This window comes from Ruegeria sp. CDSB029 (assembly GCF_059611125.1).
In genome coordinates this window covers 197,827-218,199 of record NZ_JBXWOX010000008.1, presented here as the reverse complement: position 1 = coordinate 218,199, position 20,373 = coordinate 197,827, and the positions used below count along the sequence as shown (strand labels likewise).

At 58.0% G+C, this 20,373-nt stretch carries 15 protein-coding genes and 1 pseudogene; 10 read left to right on the top strand and 6 right to left on the bottom strand.

Annotation, left to right across the window (positions count from 1 at the left end):
• Positions 1-76: 76 nt before the first annotated feature.
• Positions 77-337, bottom strand: a pseudogene (locus AC2FI8_RS12330) (peroxiredoxin); the annotation flags it as partial.
• Between the two features lie 80 nt (positions 338-417).
• On the opposite strand from AC2FI8_RS12330, the gene AC2FI8_RS12325 reads away from it, so the two are divergent.
• The 4 genes from AC2FI8_RS12325 to AC2FI8_RS12310 all read left to right on the top strand — a co-directional run bounded on the left by AC2FI8_RS12325 (position 418) and on the right by AC2FI8_RS12310 (position 6,956).
• The gene (locus AC2FI8_RS12325; RefSeq protein WP_496779289.1) at positions 418-3,789 is read left to right on the top strand and encodes a YhdP family protein; all 3,372 of its coding nucleotides are present in this window, start codon (positions 418-420) and stop codon (positions 3,787-3,789) included.
• Positions 3,790-3,837: 48 nt separating this feature from the next.
• Complete coding sequence (queA, locus tag AC2FI8_RS12320) at positions 3,838-4,884, top strand: tRNA preQ1(34) S-adenosylmethionine ribosyltransferase-isomerase QueA (RefSeq protein ID WP_496779288.1); 1,047 nt, start codon at positions 3,838-3,840, stop codon at positions 4,882-4,884.
• A 112-nt stretch (positions 4,885-4,996) separates the two neighbouring features.
• Positions 4,997-6,268: an MFS transporter gene (locus AC2FI8_RS12315; protein ID WP_058273985.1), complete on the top strand. Its 1,272-nt coding sequence runs from the start codon at positions 4,997-4,999 to the stop codon at positions 6,266-6,268.
• 109 nt (positions 6,269-6,377) lie between these two features.
• The gene (locus AC2FI8_RS12310; RefSeq protein ID WP_496767000.1) at positions 6,378-6,956 is read left to right on the top strand and encodes a DUF924 family protein; all 579 of its coding nucleotides are present in this window, start codon (positions 6,378-6,380) and stop codon (positions 6,954-6,956) included.
• On the opposite strand, the gene AC2FI8_RS12305 is transcribed toward AC2FI8_RS12310, so the two are convergent.
• A complete protein-coding gene (locus AC2FI8_RS12305; protein WP_496767001.1) occupies positions 6,953-7,387 on the bottom strand; it encodes a hypothetical protein in 435 nt (144 codons plus the stop codon). The two genes, AC2FI8_RS12310 and AC2FI8_RS12305, sit on opposite strands and share 4 nt — an antisense overlap.
• 216 nt (positions 7,388-7,603) lie before the next feature.
• On the opposite strand from AC2FI8_RS12305, the gene lpdA reads away from it, so the two are divergent.
• The gene (gene lpdA, locus AC2FI8_RS12300) at positions 7,604-8,998 is read left to right on the top strand and encodes a dihydrolipoyl dehydrogenase (protein ID WP_496779285.1); all 1,395 of its coding nucleotides are present in this window, start codon (positions 7,604-7,606) and stop codon (positions 8,996-8,998) included.
• A gap of 132 nt (positions 8,999-9,130) precedes the next feature.
• On the opposite strand, the gene AC2FI8_RS12295 is transcribed toward lpdA, so the two are convergent.
• Positions 9,131-10,516: a dipeptidase gene (locus AC2FI8_RS12295; protein ID WP_496779283.1), complete on the bottom strand. Its 1,386-nt coding sequence runs from the start codon at positions 10,514-10,516 to the stop codon at positions 9,131-9,133.
• Between the two features lie 333 nt (positions 10,517-10,849).
• Here AC2FI8_RS12295 and hemA point away from each other — a divergent pair, with 333 nt between their 5' ends.
• From hemA to ispG, 3 genes are all read left to right on the top strand, one after another.
• The gene (gene hemA / locus AC2FI8_RS12290) at positions 10,850-12,073 is read left to right on the top strand and encodes a 5-aminolevulinate synthase (protein WP_496779281.1); all 1,224 of its coding nucleotides are present in this window, start codon (positions 10,850-10,852) and stop codon (positions 12,071-12,073) included.
• A gap of 129 nt (positions 12,074-12,202) precedes the next feature.
• The gene (locus AC2FI8_RS12285) at positions 12,203-13,417 is read left to right on the top strand and encodes a helix-turn-helix domain-containing protein (protein ID WP_496779279.1); all 1,215 of its coding nucleotides are present in this window, start codon (positions 12,203-12,205) and stop codon (positions 13,415-13,417) included.
• Between the two features lie 71 nt (positions 13,418-13,488).
• Positions 13,489-14,610, top strand: a complete 1,122-nt coding sequence (gene ispG / locus AC2FI8_RS12280; RefSeq protein WP_496779277.1) for a flavodoxin-dependent (E)-4-hydroxy-3-methylbut-2-enyl-diphosphate synthase — start codon at positions 13,489-13,491, stop codon at positions 14,608-14,610.
• A 26-nt stretch (positions 14,611-14,636) separates the two neighbouring features.
• Here ispG and AC2FI8_RS12275 read toward each other — a convergent pair whose 3' ends face one another.
• The 3 genes from AC2FI8_RS12275 to AC2FI8_RS12265 form a co-directional block, all read right to left on the bottom strand.
• Entirely contained in the window at positions 14,637-15,707 is a 1,071-nt protein-coding gene (locus tag AC2FI8_RS12275) for an agmatine deiminase family protein (protein ID WP_496779275.1), read from the bottom strand.
• 61 nt (positions 15,708-15,768) lie between these two features.
• Positions 15,769-16,527 carry a DsbA family protein gene (locus AC2FI8_RS12270; RefSeq protein ID WP_496779273.1) on the bottom strand — a complete coding sequence of 253 codons (759 nt, stop codon included), beginning with the start codon at positions 16,525-16,527 and terminating at the stop codon, positions 15,769-15,771.
• Positions 16,524-17,906: a M48 family metalloprotease gene (locus tag AC2FI8_RS12265; RefSeq protein ID WP_496779271.1), complete on the bottom strand. Its 1,383-nt coding sequence runs from the start codon at positions 17,904-17,906 to the stop codon at positions 16,524-16,526. The genes AC2FI8_RS12270 and AC2FI8_RS12265 overlap by 4 nt, the downstream gene beginning before the upstream one ends.
• On the opposite strand from AC2FI8_RS12265, the gene AC2FI8_RS12260 reads away from it, so the two are divergent.
• Complete coding sequence (locus AC2FI8_RS12260) at positions 17,905-19,068, top strand: pyridoxal phosphate-dependent aminotransferase (RefSeq protein ID WP_496779267.1); 1,164 nt, start codon at positions 17,905-17,907, stop codon at positions 19,066-19,068. The genes AC2FI8_RS12265 and AC2FI8_RS12260 overlap by 2 nt on opposite strands.
• Before the next feature lie 66 nt (positions 19,069-19,134).
• Complete coding sequence (locus AC2FI8_RS12255) at positions 19,135-20,355, top strand: N-acetylmuramoyl-L-alanine amidase (RefSeq protein ID WP_496779265.1); 1,221 nt, start codon at positions 19,135-19,137, stop codon at positions 20,353-20,355.
• Positions 20,356-20,373: the final 18 nt, after the last annotated feature.

The following is a 20,373-nucleotide window of genomic DNA, read 5'->3' as shown; positions in this document are numbered from 1 at the left end:
TCGGTCTCTTGTTTGCCATTCGTGGTCCTCCGTTTCCTAAACATAACGGTGGACCAGTTCAGTGGGGGAGGCTCAGAGTCGTCAGGCTGTGTTTGGCAACAAACTTGTCGTGCTTGGCAACACTATCCCGCGAGATGCCAAAAACTTGAGCCCCCGCATCACCAAAGGCCTGAAGTTGTTCCGAGAAACCGATGGATTCCTTGGTGCAGCCCGGCGTATCATCGCGGGGGTAGAAAAACAGAACGACGGCACCGCCGCGCAGGTCCGATAGGGTCACTTCGCCGCCGCCGTCGCGGGGTAATGTGAAATCAGGGGCGATGTCTGTTACGTCGGGCATTGGAAACTCCGCTAAAGGATTTTAAGTGCTGCCCGGCATAATAGGGCGACGCGAGCGGGTTGAAAGACTTGGATAAAAAATTGGCTCAGCACGAAGACGCAAGTGGCGACCGGCCCGAGACGCCTGTCCGCCGCCGGTCACGCCGTCGTATCGCCGCGCGCTGGAGCATCGGAACCTTGTTTTTAATGTGCCTGCTGGTCGGAGCGGGCTGGTTCTTTTTGATCGGAAAACAGCTGCACGCGCCGGAATGGGTCACACAGAAAGTAGAAGCGCGTCTGGAACGCAGCCTTGGCGGTCTTAAATTCACCTTTGGGGACGCCAGCTTTATCGTAAACGAAAAGTGGCGCCCGCGTATCCGATTGACGGATGTGACCATCAGCGATGCGGCGGGGCGTCAGATCGTTCAGATTTCGGATTTGCGGACACGCCTGTCGATGCGTGAATTGCTGCGCGGCAAGATCAGACCGCGGCGGATCACTATGCTGGGTGCGCAGATTGCTTTGACCCGTGGTGAGGACGGTGCGCTGTCGCTGACAGTGGGGTCGGGCAGTGCCCCGGTGCAAAAGGCCCCGACGCTGGCACAGCTTATCGAGGAATCGGATGATGTGTTCCTGTCCCCGTTTCTGTCAGGTTTGCGGGCGGTCGATCTGGAATCGTTGACGCTGGACTATCAGGATCTGCGGCTGGGGCGGGCCTGGGTGTTTGACGGCGGGCATATCTCGATCATCCGGGACGGGAATGAAATGCGGCTGGCGACCGGGTTTTCGGTTCTGACCGGGCGCGATTACGCCAGCACGATCGAGGCGAACTATACCAGCGTGCTTGGTACCCCTCAGGCGAGTTTTGGGGTTTCGATCACCGATCTTCCCTCGGAAGACATTGCCACCCAGAGCGTTGCACTGGCATGGTTGCAGGTGCTCAATGCTCCGATTTCTGGCGCGTTAAGGGGCAGTGTAGATGGGCAGGCCGCGCTGGGTCCGCTTTTTGCGACATTGAACCTGGGCGAGGGCGTCCTGCAACCCAGGCCCGAGACGCGCCCGATCGGATTCGAATCCGCGCGCGCCTATTTTACCTATGATCCCGGGCGTCATGTTCTGGAATTCAACGAGGCTTCGGTCGTGTCCGATGTGGGTGCCGTGCAGGCCGAAGGCAAAGCCTATTTGAGCGGGGTCGAAAATGGTGTTCTTGAAAGCCTGACGTCACAGCTGACGCTGAACAGTATCGATATCTACCCCGGTGGTCTGTTCCCGGAATCGCTGGAAACGGCGCGGGCGGACTTGGATTTTCAACTCAAGCTTGCTCCGTTCGAACTGCAGCTGGGGCAGTTGACTATCACCGATGCCCTACACGAGTTGCACGCAACGGGCAGTTTGATCGGCCAGCCGGACGGTTGGGATGCCGCGTTTGATGCGCAATTGGACAAGATGGGGTCCGAGAACCTGTTGCGATACTGGCCCGAAAGACTGGCGCCGAACCCACGGAAATGGGTGTCGGAAAACCTGTACGAGGGGCAGTTTTCGGATGTGGAATTTTCACTGCGCTTGCATCCTGGAAGTAAGCCGGACCTCTATCTGGGCCTTGGGTTCGATGAGGCCAAGATCAGGTTTGCCAAGACCTTGCCGCTGATCCAGGACGGGCAGGGCCGGCTTAGCCTGTTGAAAGACCGCTTTACCGTCACGGCTGAAAAAGGGGTTGTCATCGCCGATCAAGGTGGCGCGGTGGATGCCTCGGGAACCTCGTTCATTATCCCGGATACAACTGCCAAGGGCGGAACGCCTGCGATTGCACGGATCGAGGCGCGCGGCAGCGTCGAGGCCGCCCTGTCGCTGCTGGACCGACCACCACTAAGCCTGATGAGCAAAGCCAACTTGCCGGTCGATCTGGCGGCTGGTGACGTAAGCTTGTCAGGCACCTTGTCATTGCCGCTGAAAAAGGGGCTTAAATTTCAGGACACCGAGTTCCATTACACCGGCGAAATCGACAATGTGCAAAGCGACAAGCTTGTACCTGGCTATTCGGTCAGCACCGATCGATTAAACCTGTCCGGCAATCAGACAGAGGTAGAGATCGACGGCTATGGCTTGTTCGGCCAGGTGCCGATGCAGGTTGCGTGGCGTCAGCCCATTGGCGGGGATGGGCCGCAACGCAGCGAACTGACGGGCCAGATCGAACTCTCGCCGTCGCTGATGAACGAGCTGAAGGTGCCGCTGCCGCCGGGCATGCTGACTGGAAAAGGCACAGCGGATATCACCGTTGGAATTGGCGCGGATGAACCGGTCACACTCTCTGCGACCTCGGACCTCGCCGGGGTCGGAATGGCGATTCCTGAACTTGGCTGGCGCAAAGGGACGGGGGCGACCGGAAAGATGACACTGGACGCCACGCTGGGTGAAAAGCCCAAAGTGGATGATCTGACGCTTGATGTCGCGGGGCTGCGCACTAAAGCCTCGATCTTCTTCCGGGACGGGGGTGCCTTTGACCGGATACGGTTCAGTTCGTTTGATCTGGGCAACTGGCTGGCGGTGCCGGCCGAACTGATCAACACCGGCGGTCCGGTTCCCAATATCGTCGTTCAGGGCGGTGTCATGAATCTGGGTCGCGCAACCTTCGGCGAGGGCGGTGGCGGAGGAGGGTCAGGCCCCGGTCCAAGGATCGATGTTCTGTTGGACCGCCTGCAGGTGACCGAAGACATTGCACTGACCGGGTTCCGGGGCGCGTTTCAAACCACAGGCGGGGTGAACGGCACCTTTACGGCCAATGTTAACGGCGGCACGGCGGTCAGCGGTCAGATGAGCCCGCGCGACAGCGGTAGCGCCGTGAACATAAAGTCGAAGGACGCAGGGGCCGTCCTACGGTCAGCTGGTGTTATCACCCAGGCGCGTGGCGGCAGTTTGGACTTGCAATTGGAACCGGTCAGCGCGCCGGGGAATTATGATGTGATCCTCAAGATACTAAACACACGCATTACCGATGCACCGGCAATGGCCGCACTGTTAGACGCGATCAGTCTTGTTGGTCTTTTGGACGAGATGACCGGGCAGGGAATTTTTTTCGCGACCATCGATAGCCGCATGCGGATCACTCCGACCGAAATCAAAGTCCTCAGTGGAAGCGCCGTTGGCCCGTCCATCGGCTTGTCCTTTGACGGCACGATCGACACGGTTGCGGGCATGCTAAACCTGCGTGGCGCAATTTCTCCGATCTATCTGGTGAACGCGATCGGAAGTGTGTTTACGAAAAAAGGCGAGGGGGTCATCGGGTTCAACTACAGCCTGACCGGGCCGCTTACGAAGCCAAAAGTTTCCGTAAACCCGCTGTCTGGCCTTGCGCCACTGTTCCTACGAAATTTACTGCGCGCACCGGCCCCGACTGTATCAGATGGCCCCAATGCGCTGCCGAGAAAGCCGGATGAACCCAAAAAGACCTTTGGTTCTCCGCCCCGGGACAATTGACCCGGATGGGCTGTTGCTGATTCCGATGCGGAATTGTATGGCGCGGCTATGAAACTCAGCGATTTTGACTTCCATCTGCCCGAAGACCGGATTGCCACACGTCCTGCCAGCCCGCGCTCATCCGCGCGCCTGTTGGTGGCCGATGGTGACGTGATCTCGGATGCGCATGTCTTTGATCTGCCCGACTGGCTGCAGCCCGGCGACCGTTTGGTGCTGAACGACACGCGCGTCATCCCTGCGCGCCTGAACGGACGGCGCCATCGCAACAGTGCACAAGGACCGGTGTCTGCCGCAATCGAGGCGACTTTGCTGGACCCGCAGGCTGATGGCACATGGGCGGCCCTGATCAAACCGCTGAAGAAAGTGAAGCTGGGCGAAGACATTCAGTTCTCGGATCATCTGAGCGCCACGCTGGAGCGGGTTGAGGACGGGCAAGCCTATCTGCGGTTCAATCTGTCGGGCGATGATTTTGATGCTGCGTTGGAACAGGCCGGTGCAATGCCTCTGCCGCCCTACATCGCCGCCAAGCGGCCTGCGGATGAGCAGGACAAGACGGATTACCAGACAATCTGGGCCCGCAATTCCGGTGCAGTTGCCGCCCCGACGGCGTCGCTGCATTTTGATGAGGCGTTGATGCGGGAGCTGGGCGCGCGCGGTGTCGCAGTCACTCATGTCACGCTGCATGTGGGCGCGGGAACGTTTCTGCCGGTCAAGGTTGAGGACGTGACGACCCACAAGATGCACGCTGAATGGGGCAATGTCAGCGCCGCCGCCGCGCAAGAAATCCGCGAGACCAAAGCCGCAGGGTGCAGGGTCATCCCGGTGGGCACAACGGCGTTACGGCTGATCGAAAGCGCCAGCCGGTCAGGCCAGATCGAACCATGGGAAGGTGAGACCGATATCTTCATTTACCCCGGCTTTCAGTTCCACGTGACCGACGCGTTGATGACCAATTTCCACCTGCCGAAATCCACCTTGTTGATGCTGGTGTCGGCCCTGATGGGGCAGGAGCGAATGCGGAAGGTGTACGCGCATGCGATTGAACAGAAATACCGGTTCTTCTCTTACGGCGATGCGTCGCTTTTGATCCCGTAAGGGACGTGTTGTCGGGATCGAATCTTTTCAATGTCGTAGACAAGCATGACCAAAGCCGTTTTTGATTGCAAAACGGTGTCACAGTCTAGGTCGGAATTTTTCGGAGGCCCCAATGATACAGGTCCTTTCCAGCGCATGGGCGCTATTGCTTGGTATGGGCCTGTTAATGGTCGGAAACGGCCTTCAGGGGACAATTCTGGGTGTCCGGGGCGAGATCGAGGGGTTTTCGACCCTTCAGATGTCATTCGTCATGTCGGCCTATTTCGTCGGTTTCCTTGGTGGATCACGCCTTGCACCCGAAATGATCCGGCGTGTCGGACATGTGCGTGTCTTCGCAGCGCTGGCATCGTTCATTTCTGCCGTGATGATCATGTACCCGTTGATGACCGACCCGGTTATCTGGATTCTGGGCCGTGTCGTGATCGGGTTCTGTTTCTCCGGAGTGTACGTCACTGCGGAAAGCTGGCTCAACAATGCTGCCAGCAACGAAAATCGCGGCCAGGCGCTGTCTCTTTACATGATCTTCCAGATGACAGGCATCATCAGCGCACAAGGATTGGTTCTGTTGGGCGACCCGGCCGGGTTCGACACCTTTGTAATCGCCTCCATTCTGGTTTCGGTCTCTTTTGCGCCCATTCTCTTGTCGATCTCACCGACACCTGCGTTTGACACAACCAAACCGATGACTTTGCGCGAATTGTTCGGATATTCGCCATTGGGCTGTGTTGGCATGTTTCTTCTGGGTGGCGTTTTCTCTGCACAGTTCGGGATGGCGTCGGTATACGGTGCCCGCGCGGGCCTGACACTGGTTGAGATTTCGACTTTTATTGCCGCATTCTATATCGGTGCCCTGGTCTTGCAGTATCCATTGGGATGGATGTCCGACCGCATGGATCGCCGTTTCCTAATCATGCTTGTTGCAGGGGTCGGCAGCTGCGCGGCAGTTGTGGGCTTGGTGTTCGGGGTGACGTTTCCGATCCTGCTGGGCGCGGCCTTTGTGATCGGCGGTATGTCGAACCCGCTTTACTCATTGCTGATCGCGCACGCGAATGACTTTCTGGAACACGAAGACATGGCCGCAGCGTCAGGGGGTCTCTTGTTTATCAACGGCATGGGGGCCATCGCGGGCCCGTTGATCACCGGTTGGCTCATGGGGGATGCGGTCTTTGGTCCTCCGGGCTTTTTCCTTTTCATCGCTATCCTGCTGGTCGTTATGGCCGGCTATGCGCTCTACCGTATGACCCAGCGCGCGGCGATCCCGGTCGACGAAACGGGCACCATGTCGCCGCTCTATCCAACGGCGTCTCCGGTTGTGATGGAATTGGCGCAGGAAGTGGCCATCGAGGCCGCAGAAGCCGAGCAGGAAACGCAAGATGTTGCCTAGAACACGAATTTATGTCGCAAGTGTTGCAATAATTTACTGTTACAATTCTGTAAAACACACTTAAATGAATTTAAGTCCCTTGGGGGGGAAACACGACGGAGTTAAGGGCATGGCAAGTCCTGAAGATGTACTGAGTTTTTGGTTAGATGAGGTTGGTCCCAAGGGTTGGTATCTGCAGGATGACGCATTGGATGCAGAAATCCGCGACAGGTTCCTGACCACATGGGAGGCTGCGAATGAAGGCAAGTTCTCTCTTTGGCTGACCTATCCCAGCGGTGCATTGGCGTACATCATCCTGATGGATCAGTTCCCACGCAACATGTTCCGAGGAAGCGCTGAGGCCTTCGCCTCAGACCGTGCAGCGTTGTCAGCAGCGAAATGCGCGGTGGACAAAGGGTGGGATATGAAGATCGACGAACCGGCCCGCCAGTTCTTCTATCTTCCATTGATGCATTCGGAAAACCTGTGTGACCAGGAACGCTGTGTGCGCCTGATGTGTCAAAACATGACCGATGGCGACGACGGCAATCTGTTGCACGCAAGGGCACATCGCGAAGTGATCCGCAAGTTCGGTCGGTTCCCATACCGCAACGACGCTCTCTCGCGGCCCATGACCGAGCACGAGGCCGCCTATGTCGACATGGGCGGATATGGCGCGACTGTGCGCGAGCTGCAGACAGCCGGCTAGGACGCCGGCACGCAGCCTCGGATTGCAATGATCCGGTCGGCAACAATGTCGGCCGAGTTTTCAATTGCAGTGTTGATTAACTGGTCCGGGGCCTCGGTCAACTCGGCTATTCTCGCCTGCGCAGCTTGCAGGTTATTCTCCAAACCATTTAGCTTTTCCAAAGCCTCAGACAGTTTTCGGGCGGTCGCGCTGTCGGCTGCCGTTCCGCTAAGCTGAAGGGATGACAGGTCGCTGCGTAATGCCGTCAGTTCACCGCGTATCCCTTGTACGTCTTCCTTCAGCGGCGCTACGATCTGGACCTTCTCAGCAAACTTGACGGTAATGTCGTCAACTGTAGAAGCCAGCTTCCACCCCAGAAACAGGCATAGTGCAATCAGGATAAGCGTCGCATTCAACAGTGCAAGCAACAGATCTTTAAGCGTTTTGGCCATGGTAAGCCTTTCGAATGACTTGGGTTTCACAAAGTCCGGGCAGGTCAGGTGCGTATCTTCTAGCCATAGGTTCGCGCGCGGTATAGGCTGAAAATTGCGCATTCCGCGCCGGTTTACCCTGCGTCCGTTTTGTCGCGGGAGCAATATGTTGATGCGTTCTTAAAATTAGTTTAATGGTAAACTAATTTCTGAATCGACCTGCGCCGAGAGGGAAACATGGCAGCACAATCTTTTGATCTGATCGTAATTGGCGCCGGTCCCGGTGGCTATGTGGCCGCTATCCGTGCCGCGCAACTGGGCCTGAAAACCGCCGTGGTCGAACGCGAGCATTTGGGCGGTATCTGCCTGAACTGGGGCTGTATCCCGACCAAGGCGCTGCTGCGAACCTCCGAAGTGTTCCATCTGATGGAGCGGGCCAAGGATTTCGGCCTGAGCGCTGACAAGATCGGTTTTGATCTGGATGCGGTCGTCAAGCGTTCGCGCGGCGTTGCGGCGCAGCTGTCGGGTGGCATTGGCCATCTGTTGAAAAAGAACAAAGTGACCGTTTTCATGGGTGCGGCCACGATCCCTGCTAAAGGCAAGGTCACCGTTAAAACCGACAAGGGCACCGAGGAACTGACCGCCAAGAACATCGTTCTGGCCACCGGTGCACGGGCGCGGGAACTGCCCGGATTGGAAGCGGATGGCGATCTGGTATGGACCTACAAGCACGCACTCCAGCCGCCGCGGATGCCAAAAAAGCTGTTGGTGATCGGGTCTGGCGCAATCGGAATCGAATTCGCCAGCTTCTATAATACGTTGGGCGCAGACACGACCGTGGTCGAGGTTATGGACCGGGTTCTGCCGGTCGAGGACGCAGAAATCAGCGCGCTGGCCAAGAAGGCCTTTACCAAACAGGGCATGACCATCATGGAAAAGGCGATGGTCAAGCAACTGGACCGCGCCAAGGGTAAGGTCACCGCGCATATTGAGGTTAAGGGCAAGGTTGAAAAGCACGACTTTGACACAGTGATCTCTGCCGTGGGGATTGTCGGTAACGTCGAAAATCTTGGGCTCGAGGCCTTGGGCGTTAAGATTGACCGTACCCATGTCGTCACGGATGAATTCTGCCGCACAGGTGTTGATGGCCTTTTTGCCATTGGTGACATCGCAGGCGCGCCCTGGCTGGCGCACAAAGCCAGCCATGAAGGTGTTATGGTCGCTGAATTGATTGCCGGTAAACACGCTCATCCAGTGAAACCCGAAAGCATCGCCGGCTGCACCTATTGTCAGCCTCAGGTCGCATCGGTGGGGTACACCGAAGCCAAGGCGAAAGAGCTTGGCTATGACATCAAGGTCGGCAAGTTCCCGTTCATTGGCAACGGCAAAGCCATCGCGCTGGGTGAACCCGAGGGCCTGATCAAAACGATTTTCGACGCCAAGACAGGTGAACTACTGGGCGCACACATGATCGGCGCGGAAGTTACTGAGTTGATTCAAGGCTACGTAGTGGGACGGCAATTGGAGACTACTGAGGAAGACCTGATGAACACTGTCTTCCCACACCCGACTCTGTCGGAAATGATGCACGAAAGCGTGTTGGATGCCTACGGGCGCGTGATCCACATGTAAGAATGGGGGCTCGGCCCCCGTCGCCCGTACCGGGCGAATCCCCCGGGATATATTTGGCCAGATGAAGCAAGGATCCTTCATTCATCTGGCCTTTAAATATCCCGGAGCGCGAGGCAGAGCCTCGTAAGTATCTTATGTATTCAATGCGTCCAGTATGCGCGCCCACGAGCGAATGCCCTTGTGGAAACTTTTCACGTCATACTTTTCGTTCGGTGAGTGGATGGCGTCGTCGTCATTGGCGTAGCCAACCAGCATCGAATCCAATCCCAGAACCGAATCAAAATAGCCAACCACCGGGATCGAACCGCCCATGCCGGTAAAGACAGCTTCGCGGTTCCATTCATCTGATAGTGCGCCGCGCGCGGCCTCGAATTCGGGGCGATCAAGGTTCATCACCGATGCCGGAGCCCCTTCGAGGTCGCTGTCCCAGACGACTTTTGCGTCGGGTGAAAGGCGGTCTTCGACGTGTTTGCGGATTTTGTCGCGCAGGCTGTCAGGGTTCATATCCCCAACCAAGCGGCAGGTGATCTTGCAGTGCGCTTCGGACGGGATCACGGTTTTCGATCCTGCACCGTTATAGCCGCCCCACAAACCGTTCACTTCCAGCGTTGGACGTGCCCATTGCTGTTCCAGTGTGGAATAGCCCTTTTCTCCATGCGGTTGCGAGTAACCGACAGAGTTCAGGTATTCCGCCTCATCAAACCCGCAATTTTCCCACTGGCGGAGCTGCTCAGCGGGCACTTCGTGTACACCTTCGTAAAACCCGTCAACGGCCACGCGGCCGGTTTCGTCGTCATAGAACGAGGCGACGATCTTCGACAGCTCACGCAGCGGATTCAGACCAGGGCCACCGTAATGACCGGAATGCAGATCGATGCGCGGACCGACGATGGTGAACTCATCCTTAAGCATGCCGCGCAGTTGCGAGGCGATGGATGGCACGCCGCGCGAAACCATTGAGGTGTCACAAACCAGCGCAAGATCGGCCTTCAATTCGTCCCTATTGGCTTCGAGGAACGGTACCAATGAAGGTGATCCGGATTCCTCTTCTCCTTCGAAGAAGAACGTGATGCGGCAGGGCAGGGTGCCGTGGATCGCCTTCCATGCGCGGCAGGCCTCAACAAAGGTCATCAACTGGCCCTTGTCATCCGACGAGCCGCGACCGCGGATCACCTGTCCGTTTTCGGTTTCTTCCAAGGCTGGGTCAAACGGGTCGCGGTTCCAAAGCTCCAGCGGATCAACGGGTTGCACGTCATAGTGACCGTAAAACAGAACGTGAGGGCCGTCGTTGTTCTCGCCCACATGGCCAACGACCATCGGGTGGCCGGGGGTTTCGCGTTTTTCGGCCGCAATGCCTATGCTTTGCAGGTCGGCGACCAGCCAGTCGGCGGCCTGATCGACCTGCTCTTTATAGGCTGGGTCGGTTGAGATCGACGGGATGCGCAGAAATTCCATCAATCGGTCGATGGACGTGGACAGATCGGTGTCGATCCTGCTCAGAACAGCGTCTAGCGACATGAGCTTCTCCTGAATGGCGTGAACTGCTGCGGAACCTAACAGCACCGGCGGCGCCGTCCAGTGCGTATCGGCAGGATTTGGGGTATACTATCGGAAACGGGACATGTGACTTTGGAACGCCTGCGTCGTTTCCTCGCGTCTGATGGCCGTAACTTTACTTGTCCCGTGGCAAGATCAGGGATAATTGATGCAAATCAATGTCGCGACTCCGACAATGCCGCTACTCAAGGCATTCAAGGGGAAGCAAACCGCAGAGACAGAATGTATGGTCATCTGGGGGAGTAACGGGTTCGGCAACCAGCAGGTCAATGCCGGGCACAGAAGGAGAAACCGGTGGACTATACTGCTCAGCTCGATTCAGCGATTGCCAGGCTGCATGACGAAGGTCGTTACCGGACCTTTATTGATATCGAACGCCAGAACGGTCATTTCCCGCATGCTGTACGGACGCGTCCGGACGGCTCGCAGCAGAATATCACGGTGTGGTGTGGAAACGACTATCTGGGTATGGGCCAGAACCCGGTTGTTCTGAATGCTATGCATGATGCCGTTGATGCTGCCGGTGCAGGTTCCGGCGGAACGCGCAACATTTCGGGCACCACTGTCTATCACAAGCAACTTGAAGCTGAGTTGGCGGATTTGCACGGCAAAGAAGCGGCGTTGCTGTTCACCAGCGCGTATATCGCCAATGACGCGACGCTCAGCACGTTGCCCAAGCTGTTCCCCGGCCTGATCATTTATTCTGACGCGCTGAACCATGCCTCGATGATTGAAGGCGTGCGCCGCAATGGCGGCGACAAGCGAATCTTCCGTCACAACGACGTCGCGCATCTGCGCGAGCTGCTTGAGGCCGACGATCCTGCGACACCCAAACTGATCGCTTTCGAGTCGGTCTATTCGATGGACGGCGATTTTGGCCCGATCGAAGAGATCTGCGACCTGGCCGAAGAATTTGGCGCGCTGACCTATATCGACGAGGTGCACGCGGTTGGCATGTACGGTCCCCGTGGTGGTGGCGTGACCGAACGTGATCGCTTGGCGCATCGTATCGACATCATCAACGGAACATTGGCCAAGGCCTATGGTGTGATGGGGGGCTATATCGCCGCCAGTGAGAAAATGTGTGACGCTGTGCGTTCTTACGCGCCGGGTTTCATCTTCACGACATCGTTGCCGCCGGCCGTTGCCGCAGGTGCTGCCGCATCTGTCGCCTATCTGAAGGGTGCGTCGGAATTGCGCGAGCAGCACCAGACTCAGGCCAAGGTGCTCAAGCTGCGACTGAAAGGGATGGGTCTGCCGCTGATTGATCACGGCAGCCACATTGTACCGGTGATCGTTGGCAATCCGGTGCACACCAAGATCCTTAGCGATAAGCTGTTGGATGACCATGGGATCTACGTCCAGCCCATCAACTTCCCGACTGTGCCGCGTGGTACGGAACGCCTGCGTTTTACCCCGTCACCGGTCCACGGACCGGGTGAAATGAACCGACTGATCCATGCGATGGACGAACTTTGGTCACATTGTGCGCTAAATCGCGCCGAACTTGCAGGATAACCTCACGCCAAAGTGTGCAATGCGTTTGTCGCGTGTTAAGCTTACGCTAACAAAAGAGACGCACGAATCGTTAGGTAGGCGATTCGCCGTTGGCGTGTAACACGCGCAAGGCAGAATGGGGCAGCAGGAATGATTGGGCGCAGATCGCAGCGCGATTCCGAAGAAGACACAGACGTCCGGCCAAAGGGCTTTGACGACTATGAGGTGCGGCTTGGCGACAGGATGCGCGGCGAACGCGCGACGATGGGCAAGTCTCTTCTGGATGTTCAGCGCGAACTGCGGATCAAGGCCAACTACATAGCTGCCATTGAAGACGCTGATCCTGATGCGTTTGACACACCCGGCTTCATCGCCGGGTATGTGCGTTCTTATGCGCGCTATCTGGGCATGAACCCGGATGATACTTTTGCCACCTTCTGCGCCGAGAGCGGCTTCGAAGTTGCCCATGGTATGTCAGCCGAGGCTTCGGTTGTGCGCAAACCATCTGGCGGGTTGCCCGCGCGGGGCCCGATGGGGCGCGATCCGTTCATTTCGCCAAATACCCCTTACATTCCAGGCAGGGAATCTCTGGTCAGCCAGATCGAACCCCGCGCCATTGGCTCGTCTCTGGTTCTGCTGGCGGTGATTGGCGGCATTGGCTATGGCGGCTGGGCGGTTCTGAACAAAATCCAACAGGTTCAGGTGAGCCCGGTTGAACAGGCTCCGGTGGTTCTGTCCGATCTCGACCCGTTGGATGCAGCCCGCGAACCGGTAGAAATTGCCGAAGCCGCAGATACCACCGCACCGACCCCTGAGGCGCTGGATCGCCTTTATCGCCCACAGGCGCTGGATGTTCCGGTTCTTGTGGCACGTGACGCTCCGATTGCTACGCTGGACCCGCGTACCGTGGGTACATTCCGTCCACCAGAGGCACCCCGGATTGAAGTGGCCGAGGTGCACACAGTTGAACGCCTCGCATTGCCGCAGGTGGTCGAGCAGGTTGATACCACGCTGAAAATTGTTGCCGTTGCACCATCTTGGATGCGTATTCGCGCCGCAGATGGAAGCGTCCTGTTCGAGGGTACGCTAGGAACAGTCGAGCAGGGCAACACATTCGAGATACCTCTGACCGAAGAACCGCCGCAGCTGCGCGCAGGGGCTTCGGGGTCCGTTTATTTCTCGATGAACGGTGAGCATTTCGGGCCTGTTGGCGCGCCGGGCACAGTGACCAAAGGTGTTCTGCTGTCCAAAGACGCGGTTGCCGAACGCTATGAGGTTGCCGATCTGGAAGCCGAACAGAATAGCGCCCTCAAACAATTGGTGGCCGAACTTCAGGCGGAAGTACCTGAAACGTCTGCTGAGTGATCTGGCCATTGCGGTGGCCGGGTAGGCGGACTATTTAAAGACGCAACTCAGGCAGCTCTGGACCCGTCCTCATGTCCCTTAATCATGTCCGCCCGTGGCGAAACATTTATCGCCGCAAATCCCGCCAGATCATGGTCGGGAATGTTCCGGTCGGGGGCGACACGCCCATTGCTGTTCAGACCATGACCAACACGCTGACAACAGACGTTGCTGGGACCGTTGCGCAGGTTCAAGCCGCCGCCGAAGCGGGCGCTGATATTGTGCGCGTGTCCGTCCCAGATGAGGCGTCATCGAAGGCGTTGAAAGAGATTGTGCGCGAAAGCCCGGTTCCCATCGTGGCCGACATCCACTTTCACTACCGTCGGGGCATCGAAGCTGCCGAAGCGGGGGCTGCATGTCTGCGCATCAATCCAGGCAATATCGGCGATGAAAAGCGTGTGAAGGAAGTCATCAACGCCGCGCGCGACCACAATTGCTCGATCCGGATCGGGGTAAACGCGGGCAGTCTGGAAAAGCACCTGCTTGAGAAATATGGCGAACCATGTCCCGAGGCGATGGTCGAAAGCGGGTTGGAGCATATTCGCATCCTGCAGGACAACGACTTTCACGAATTCAAGATCAGCGTGAAGGCCAGCGACGTCTTTCTGTCCGCAGCGGCCTATCAGGGCATTGCCGAGGCTACGGACGCGCCGATCCACCTAGGCATCACCGAGGCGGGCGGGCTGGTGTCTGGCACCATCAAATCGGCCATCGGGCTGGGTAATCTGCTGTGGATGGGTATTGGCGACACGATCCGTGTCAGCCTGTCCGCTGACCCGGTCGAAGAAGTAAAGGTGGGCTTCGAGATTCTGAAATCTCTGGGCCTGCGCCATCGCGGCGTGAACATCATCTCGTGCCCCTCCTGCGCGCGGCAGGGGTTCGACGTGATCAAAACAGTCGAGGCATTGGAACAGCGTTTGGAACACATCAAAACGCCGATGAGCCTGTCGATCATCGGCTGCGTAGTGAACGGCCCGGGTGAGGCGCTGATGACCGATGTAGGCTTCACCGGCGGCGGGGCCGGATCCGGTATGGTTTATCTGGCAGGTAAAGCCAGCCACAAGATGTCGAACGACCAGATGATTGATCACATCGTCGAAGAGGTCGAGAAGAAGGCGGCGGAACTGGACGCCGTGGCTGAGGCGGCGGAATAGTTGATGTCACTGACCCTTGGGTCACTTCAGGCGGCGGGCATTTGTTGCGTTGCGCAGTGAATACCGCCACCAAATTCGCCTAAAATATCGACGTTCAGTGCCACAACTTCGCGCCCCGGGTAATGTCGGGACAGGGCGTCGCGCGCGATGGTGTCGGTTTCTTTGTCACCGAATTGGGCCATGATGACCGCGCCATTGCAAACATAGTAGTTTGCATAGGACGCCACGAACTCTGGATCTTTGACCCGCCTTCTGACTGGTTCCGGAATAACCTCTACTTGTAAACCTTCCGCAACCAATCGGTCATGCGTGTCCAATGCCGCAAGGTGGAAGGGGTCCTGAAAATCAGGTTCGTCTGGAAGGTTGACCAGAACACGACCCGGTCCGGTAAGGCGTGCCAGACTGTCGATATGGTAGTCGGTAATGTCTTCGCCCCAAACACCCTCGGACCAAATCATGCGGTTTGCTCCGTAGGCGGCCAAAAGTTTGGCTTCGATCTCGTTACGGGACTGGCCAGGGTTGCGATTGTCATTCACCCATGAGCTTTCATGCGCAATGAGCAGGCCGTGCCCGTCTTGCTCAACACCTCCACCTTCACCGTTCAGGCCGGACGGAAGGAGCGGCAGGCCCAGTCGTTCAGCAACGCGACCAGCGACACGAGCGTCCTGTTTGTGTGCTTGCTTCTCACCCCAGCCATTGAACTGGATTTTGCGGATCGCCATGTCACCGGTGTCTGAAATCACAAAGATCGGTCCGGAATCCCGGCACCAAAGGTCCTCGGTTGGGACGTCCCACAATTCAACATCCGTTGAAAGTTTTTCACGCGCTGCCGAATGGTATTCGGCAGCGGCCAGCATCGTCACCGGTTCAAATGGCGATATCGCATTGGCAATATCGGCGATTGCTTGCTGCACCAGATCACGCAAGTGGGCATCTGGATACACATTGCTGCTTACCGGCCACTGCATGAAAGTGCGTTGGTGTGGTGTTTCTTCCGCGGGGACAAAATAGCCCAAGCCAGCTTGGGCAAAAGGTTGCTGTGTGACACTCATTAACCCAATCGCCCCGCCGGACAGCAGAACTTCCCTACGCTTCATTGTGAAAACCCCAATAGGCCGTTGGGTGAAGAGCACCTCAGCGAGAGATACTCTTTGTTCATCAACCCTGTTCTGCGCGCACACCGTCCGCAATCTGCTTCATCTGCTCCGCTGGCAGGAACCCACGCAGCATTTCGGTGCCCAGAACAAATGAAGGTGTTCCTGAAATCTGCATACGCTGCGCCAGCGCACGGGTCTTACCGATTTCATCCGTAACTTGTTCGCTGTCCATGGCCGCAATGATCGCATCGCTGTCCAGGCCGAGGCCATCCGAGATCCGGCGCAGGGAGACTTCGGAAGGCTCTCCACCGAATTCCATCAGCGCGTCATGGACCTGTTTGTAGGCGTCAGCGCCAGCCACATGTTTGGTTGCGACCGCAAAACGCGAAGACAGGACCGAGGCGTCGCCCAGGATCGGGAATTCCTTGATTACAAGGCGGATGTTGCCATCTTCGGCCAACAGGCTCGCGACCTCGGGCACGGCGCGGCGGCAATAGCCACAACGGTAATCCATGAACTCGACCAGAGTGATGTCGCCATCAGGGTTGCCGCCGACCCAGCTATAGCCGTCGTTGAACAACTCGTCTGCGTTGGCCGCGACCAGATCCTTATCTGCGGCGGCTTCGGCAACGGCGTTGCGCTGTTCAAGGATGTTGATCGCTTCGATGATCACTTCGGGGTTTTCCAGAAGGTACTGGCGCACCTGCTCACCGAACTGCTCGCGTTCAGCATCGCTCATGGTGCTCAGGTCCAGGGCCTGCGCGGGGCCGGTGATCAGGGAAAGCCCCAGAAGGGCGGGTGCAGCATGTCTGAGGATCATTTCCGGTTCCTTTTCTTTTTCTTAGCTCGTTCCGAGGCAATCAACACATCCTGTGCTCGTTGCCAACCAGGTGAACCTTCGGGCAATTGCCCGACGGCGCGTTTTGCGTGAATGCCTGCATCGACCAAGCGGCCTTGCAGGGCATAGCGTTCTGCGGTCACAGCCGAGGCCATGCCGTTATTTCCGACCTTGGCATAAGCCATTCCAAGATCCTGCATTAGTCGTGCATTGCGATAGTCCCGCGCGCGCGCCTTTTCAAGCACCTTCAGGGCGTCGGTCGTCTGCCCATCTGCCAGCAAGGCGCGCCCGTACCCCGCTAGAAGCAATGGATCATTCGGAGACATCTCAACAGCCTGTCCATAAGCTTTAATTGCATCGGTCAACTTCCTGTTTTCCAATAGAATCTGCCCTTTTAACTCATAAAAGAACGGATCATCGGGCCGGATTTCCAGCGCGCCGTCGATCGCTGTCCTTGCGCGGGCCAGATCGCGGTTTTGATGATGGGCGGCAGCTTCGCGCATCAGGCGTATGTCCTGCGCGCTTTCCTCTTTCAACCGGCGCAAGGTCCAGCCCGGCGAACGCAGGAAGGCCGATAGCTTGCCCTTGACCCGCGCGAACCAGTAGTCGGCGTTGGGGTTGGATGACGCATGATCGCTGAACTCGCCCACAAACGCTTCAGCGGCGCGCAGCCGTTCGCGGCTGGTGGGATGGGATCGCATATAGGGGTCTTGGTTGGCGGTGTTCAGCAACTCCTGACCTGCAAACTTTTGGTGAAGGGCAACCATCCCGCTGGGTGAGATCCCCGCCGCGCGCAGGTAGCTGGCAGAACTGCGGTCGGCCGATGCCTCTTCTGCGCGTGTGTGCCCGAGGAAACTGCGCAGGGCAGACGCGGATGTGCCGGCGGCGATTCCCGCTGCGGCCTCGCCACCACCTGCGGCTGCGGCAATCAGGGCCAGCGCAGTACCCAGCTGGGCTTTGCGTTGTGCGGCGCGCATGTTTTCAACCCGTCTGGCCAGATGGCCGTTGGCGATATGGGCCGCCTCATGCGCGATCACGGCCTGCAGCATCTCAGGGCTTTCGACGGTCAGGATTAGTCCGTAGTTTACGTATATCGCGTTGTAATCAATGACAAACGCGTTGAAGGTGCTGTCGTTGACGACCAGAATTTTCACCCGGTTTGTGTTTAGCCCAGCGGCCCGCAGAATGGGAAAGGCCAGTTCGCGCAACCCGTGCTCGATATCGGGGTCGCGGATCAGGCTTTGAGCGCTGGACTGAAACGCACTGCCCATCCATGTCACTGCAATCAGCAACAGGGCCGGGATTGACGCCAGCCTGGATAAGCGTTCAAAAGCCATGGCTGCAACATGGGAGATGGGCATGAGAAACTCAACCCGATCCGGGGTCGATCCCTTTATCGTGATGGATGTGATGGAGGCCGCGCGCCGCGCTGAAGAGGCCGGGCGGCACATCATCCATATGGAGGTCGGCCAGCCGGGGACGGGCGCGCCCAAGGGGGCCGTTCAGGCCTTGGCCAGAGAAATGGATCAAGGCCCGCTGGGCTACACCGTGGCTTTGGGTCTACCCGCGCTGCGGCAACGGATCGCAAGCCTGTACGGTGAGTGGTACAACGTCGATCTCAACCCCGACCGCGTCGTGGTTACACCAGGGTCGTCCGGCGGGTTTCTGCTGGCTTTCACTGCCCTGTTCGATAGCGGTGACCGCGTGGGTATCGGCGCGCCGGGCTATCCGTCTTACCGGCAGATTCTGAAAGCGTTAGGTCTGGTCCCTGTCGATCTGCCCACTGCACCTGAGAACCGGCTGCAACCCGTGCCATCCGATTTCGCAGGGCTCGACCTGCAGGGCCTGATGGTTGCGTCGCCTGCGAACCCCACGGGCACGATGCTGGATCACAGAGCCATGGGTTCGCTAATAGACGCCGCACAGGGGCAGGGCGCTTCGTTCATCAGCGATGAGATTTACCATGGGCTGGAATATGAGGCCAAGGCCGTCACCGCGCTGGAGCTGACTGATGACTGCTATGTGATCAACTCGTTTTCCAAGTATTTCTCGATGACTGGGTGGCGCGTTGGCTGGATGGTGGTTCCCGAAGATCAGGTGAGGGTGGTTGAACGGATTGCCCAGAACATGTTCATCTGTGCGCCGCACGCCAGCCAAGTGGCTGCGCTGGCGGCAATGGATTGCAACGATGAATTGCAGGCTAATCTGGATGTCTATCGCCGCAACCGCCAATTGATGCTGGAAGGGCTGCCCAAGGCCGGTTTCACCAATATCGCGCCGCCGGATGGGGCGTTTTATGTCTACGCCGACGTTTCGGACCTGACCGACGACAGCCGCGCCTTTGCAGCTGAAATTCTGGAAAAGGCCGGGGTAGCCGTCACGCCGGGGCTGGATTTCGACCTGCTGCGCGGTCATACGACGCTTCGGTTCTCGTACGCGCGCTCGACGGTGGACATCGAAGAGGGTCTGCAGCGACTGCACCGCTTTATGGCGGATTGCGGTGCGATTACGGAGCAGGCCTGAGCCGTTCACAACGGGCTCCGGATGCGATAGGGTGCCAGACAAACGATCTCGGGAAAACTTGAGGCCATGAGCAGGATCATTTACGCCATTGCGCTGTTTTGGGCGCTGTCGACGGCTGCAGTCGCGCATGACTTCAGCGCGCTTGCGCGCGTGTTGCCGGATGACAGTCGCATTGTGGACGAAGGTCGCGCAGGGGTGAGGGTCGATCTGGGCCTCAGCCAAGGCGTGCCTTACCGCGTGTTCACATTGCAAGATCCCTACCGCATGGTACTTGATTTTCAAGAGGTTGACTGGACCGGGCTTGACCGCGAAACACTTCTGCAGACCGATCGTATCAGCGGTGTTCAGTTCGGAGCATATGTTCCCGGCTGGTCTCGGATGGTTCTGGAGCTTGGCGCGCCTTTGGCCGTCGACCGCGCCGAGATGAAAATTGATGAAACGGCTGGAGGGGCGCAATTGTCGCTGCTTCTGCAAGGAACCGAATTCGATTCATTCGCTGCCGGTGCAGGGGCACCCCGTCAACAAGGTTGGGATCTGCCTGAACCCGCAGTAACCCCTGCCCAGCCGCGCCGCGGCGGGGCAGGCGCGTTGCGGGTCATGCTTGACCCCGGTCATGGCGGCATCGACCCGGGGGCCGAGGTCGACGGGTTGGAGGAAAAGACCCTGATGCTGACCTTCGCGCGCGAACTTCGCGAGCATTTGTTGCGGACCGGAGGGTTCGAAGTGGTGATGACGCGGGTTGATGACCAATTCGTCTCGCTCGAACGGCGCATCGCGCTGGCGCATAGAGCCGGTGCCGATGTGTTTATCTCACTGCATGCAGATATCCTGTCTGAAGGGCGGGCGCATGGTGCCGCAGTATATACTTTGTCAGACGAAGCATCAGATGTGGCCAGTGACAAGCTGGCGGAACGTCATGACCGCGGTGATCTGATCTCGGGGATTGATTTGAGCGGTGCGGATGACCAAGTGGCCGATATCCTGCTGGATATCGCTCGGCAGGAAACCAAGCCTCGAACTGATGCGTTGGCCCGTGCGCTGGCTGATGGCATGACACAGCAGGGCGGCCCGATGAACAGTAGGCCGATCCGCACGGCCTCCTTCTCGGTTCTCAAGGCAGCGGACATTCCTTCGGTTTTGGTCGAGCTTGGATTTCTCTCCAGCCCTCGGGACCTGCAGAATATCAGGAACCCGAAATGGCGCGTTGGAATGGCGCAGGGCATTGTCGATGGTCTGCAGAAGTGGCGGCAAGATGACCTGATCAAAAGATCCCTGATTGGTCAGTGACCCTGCGACGTAAACCGG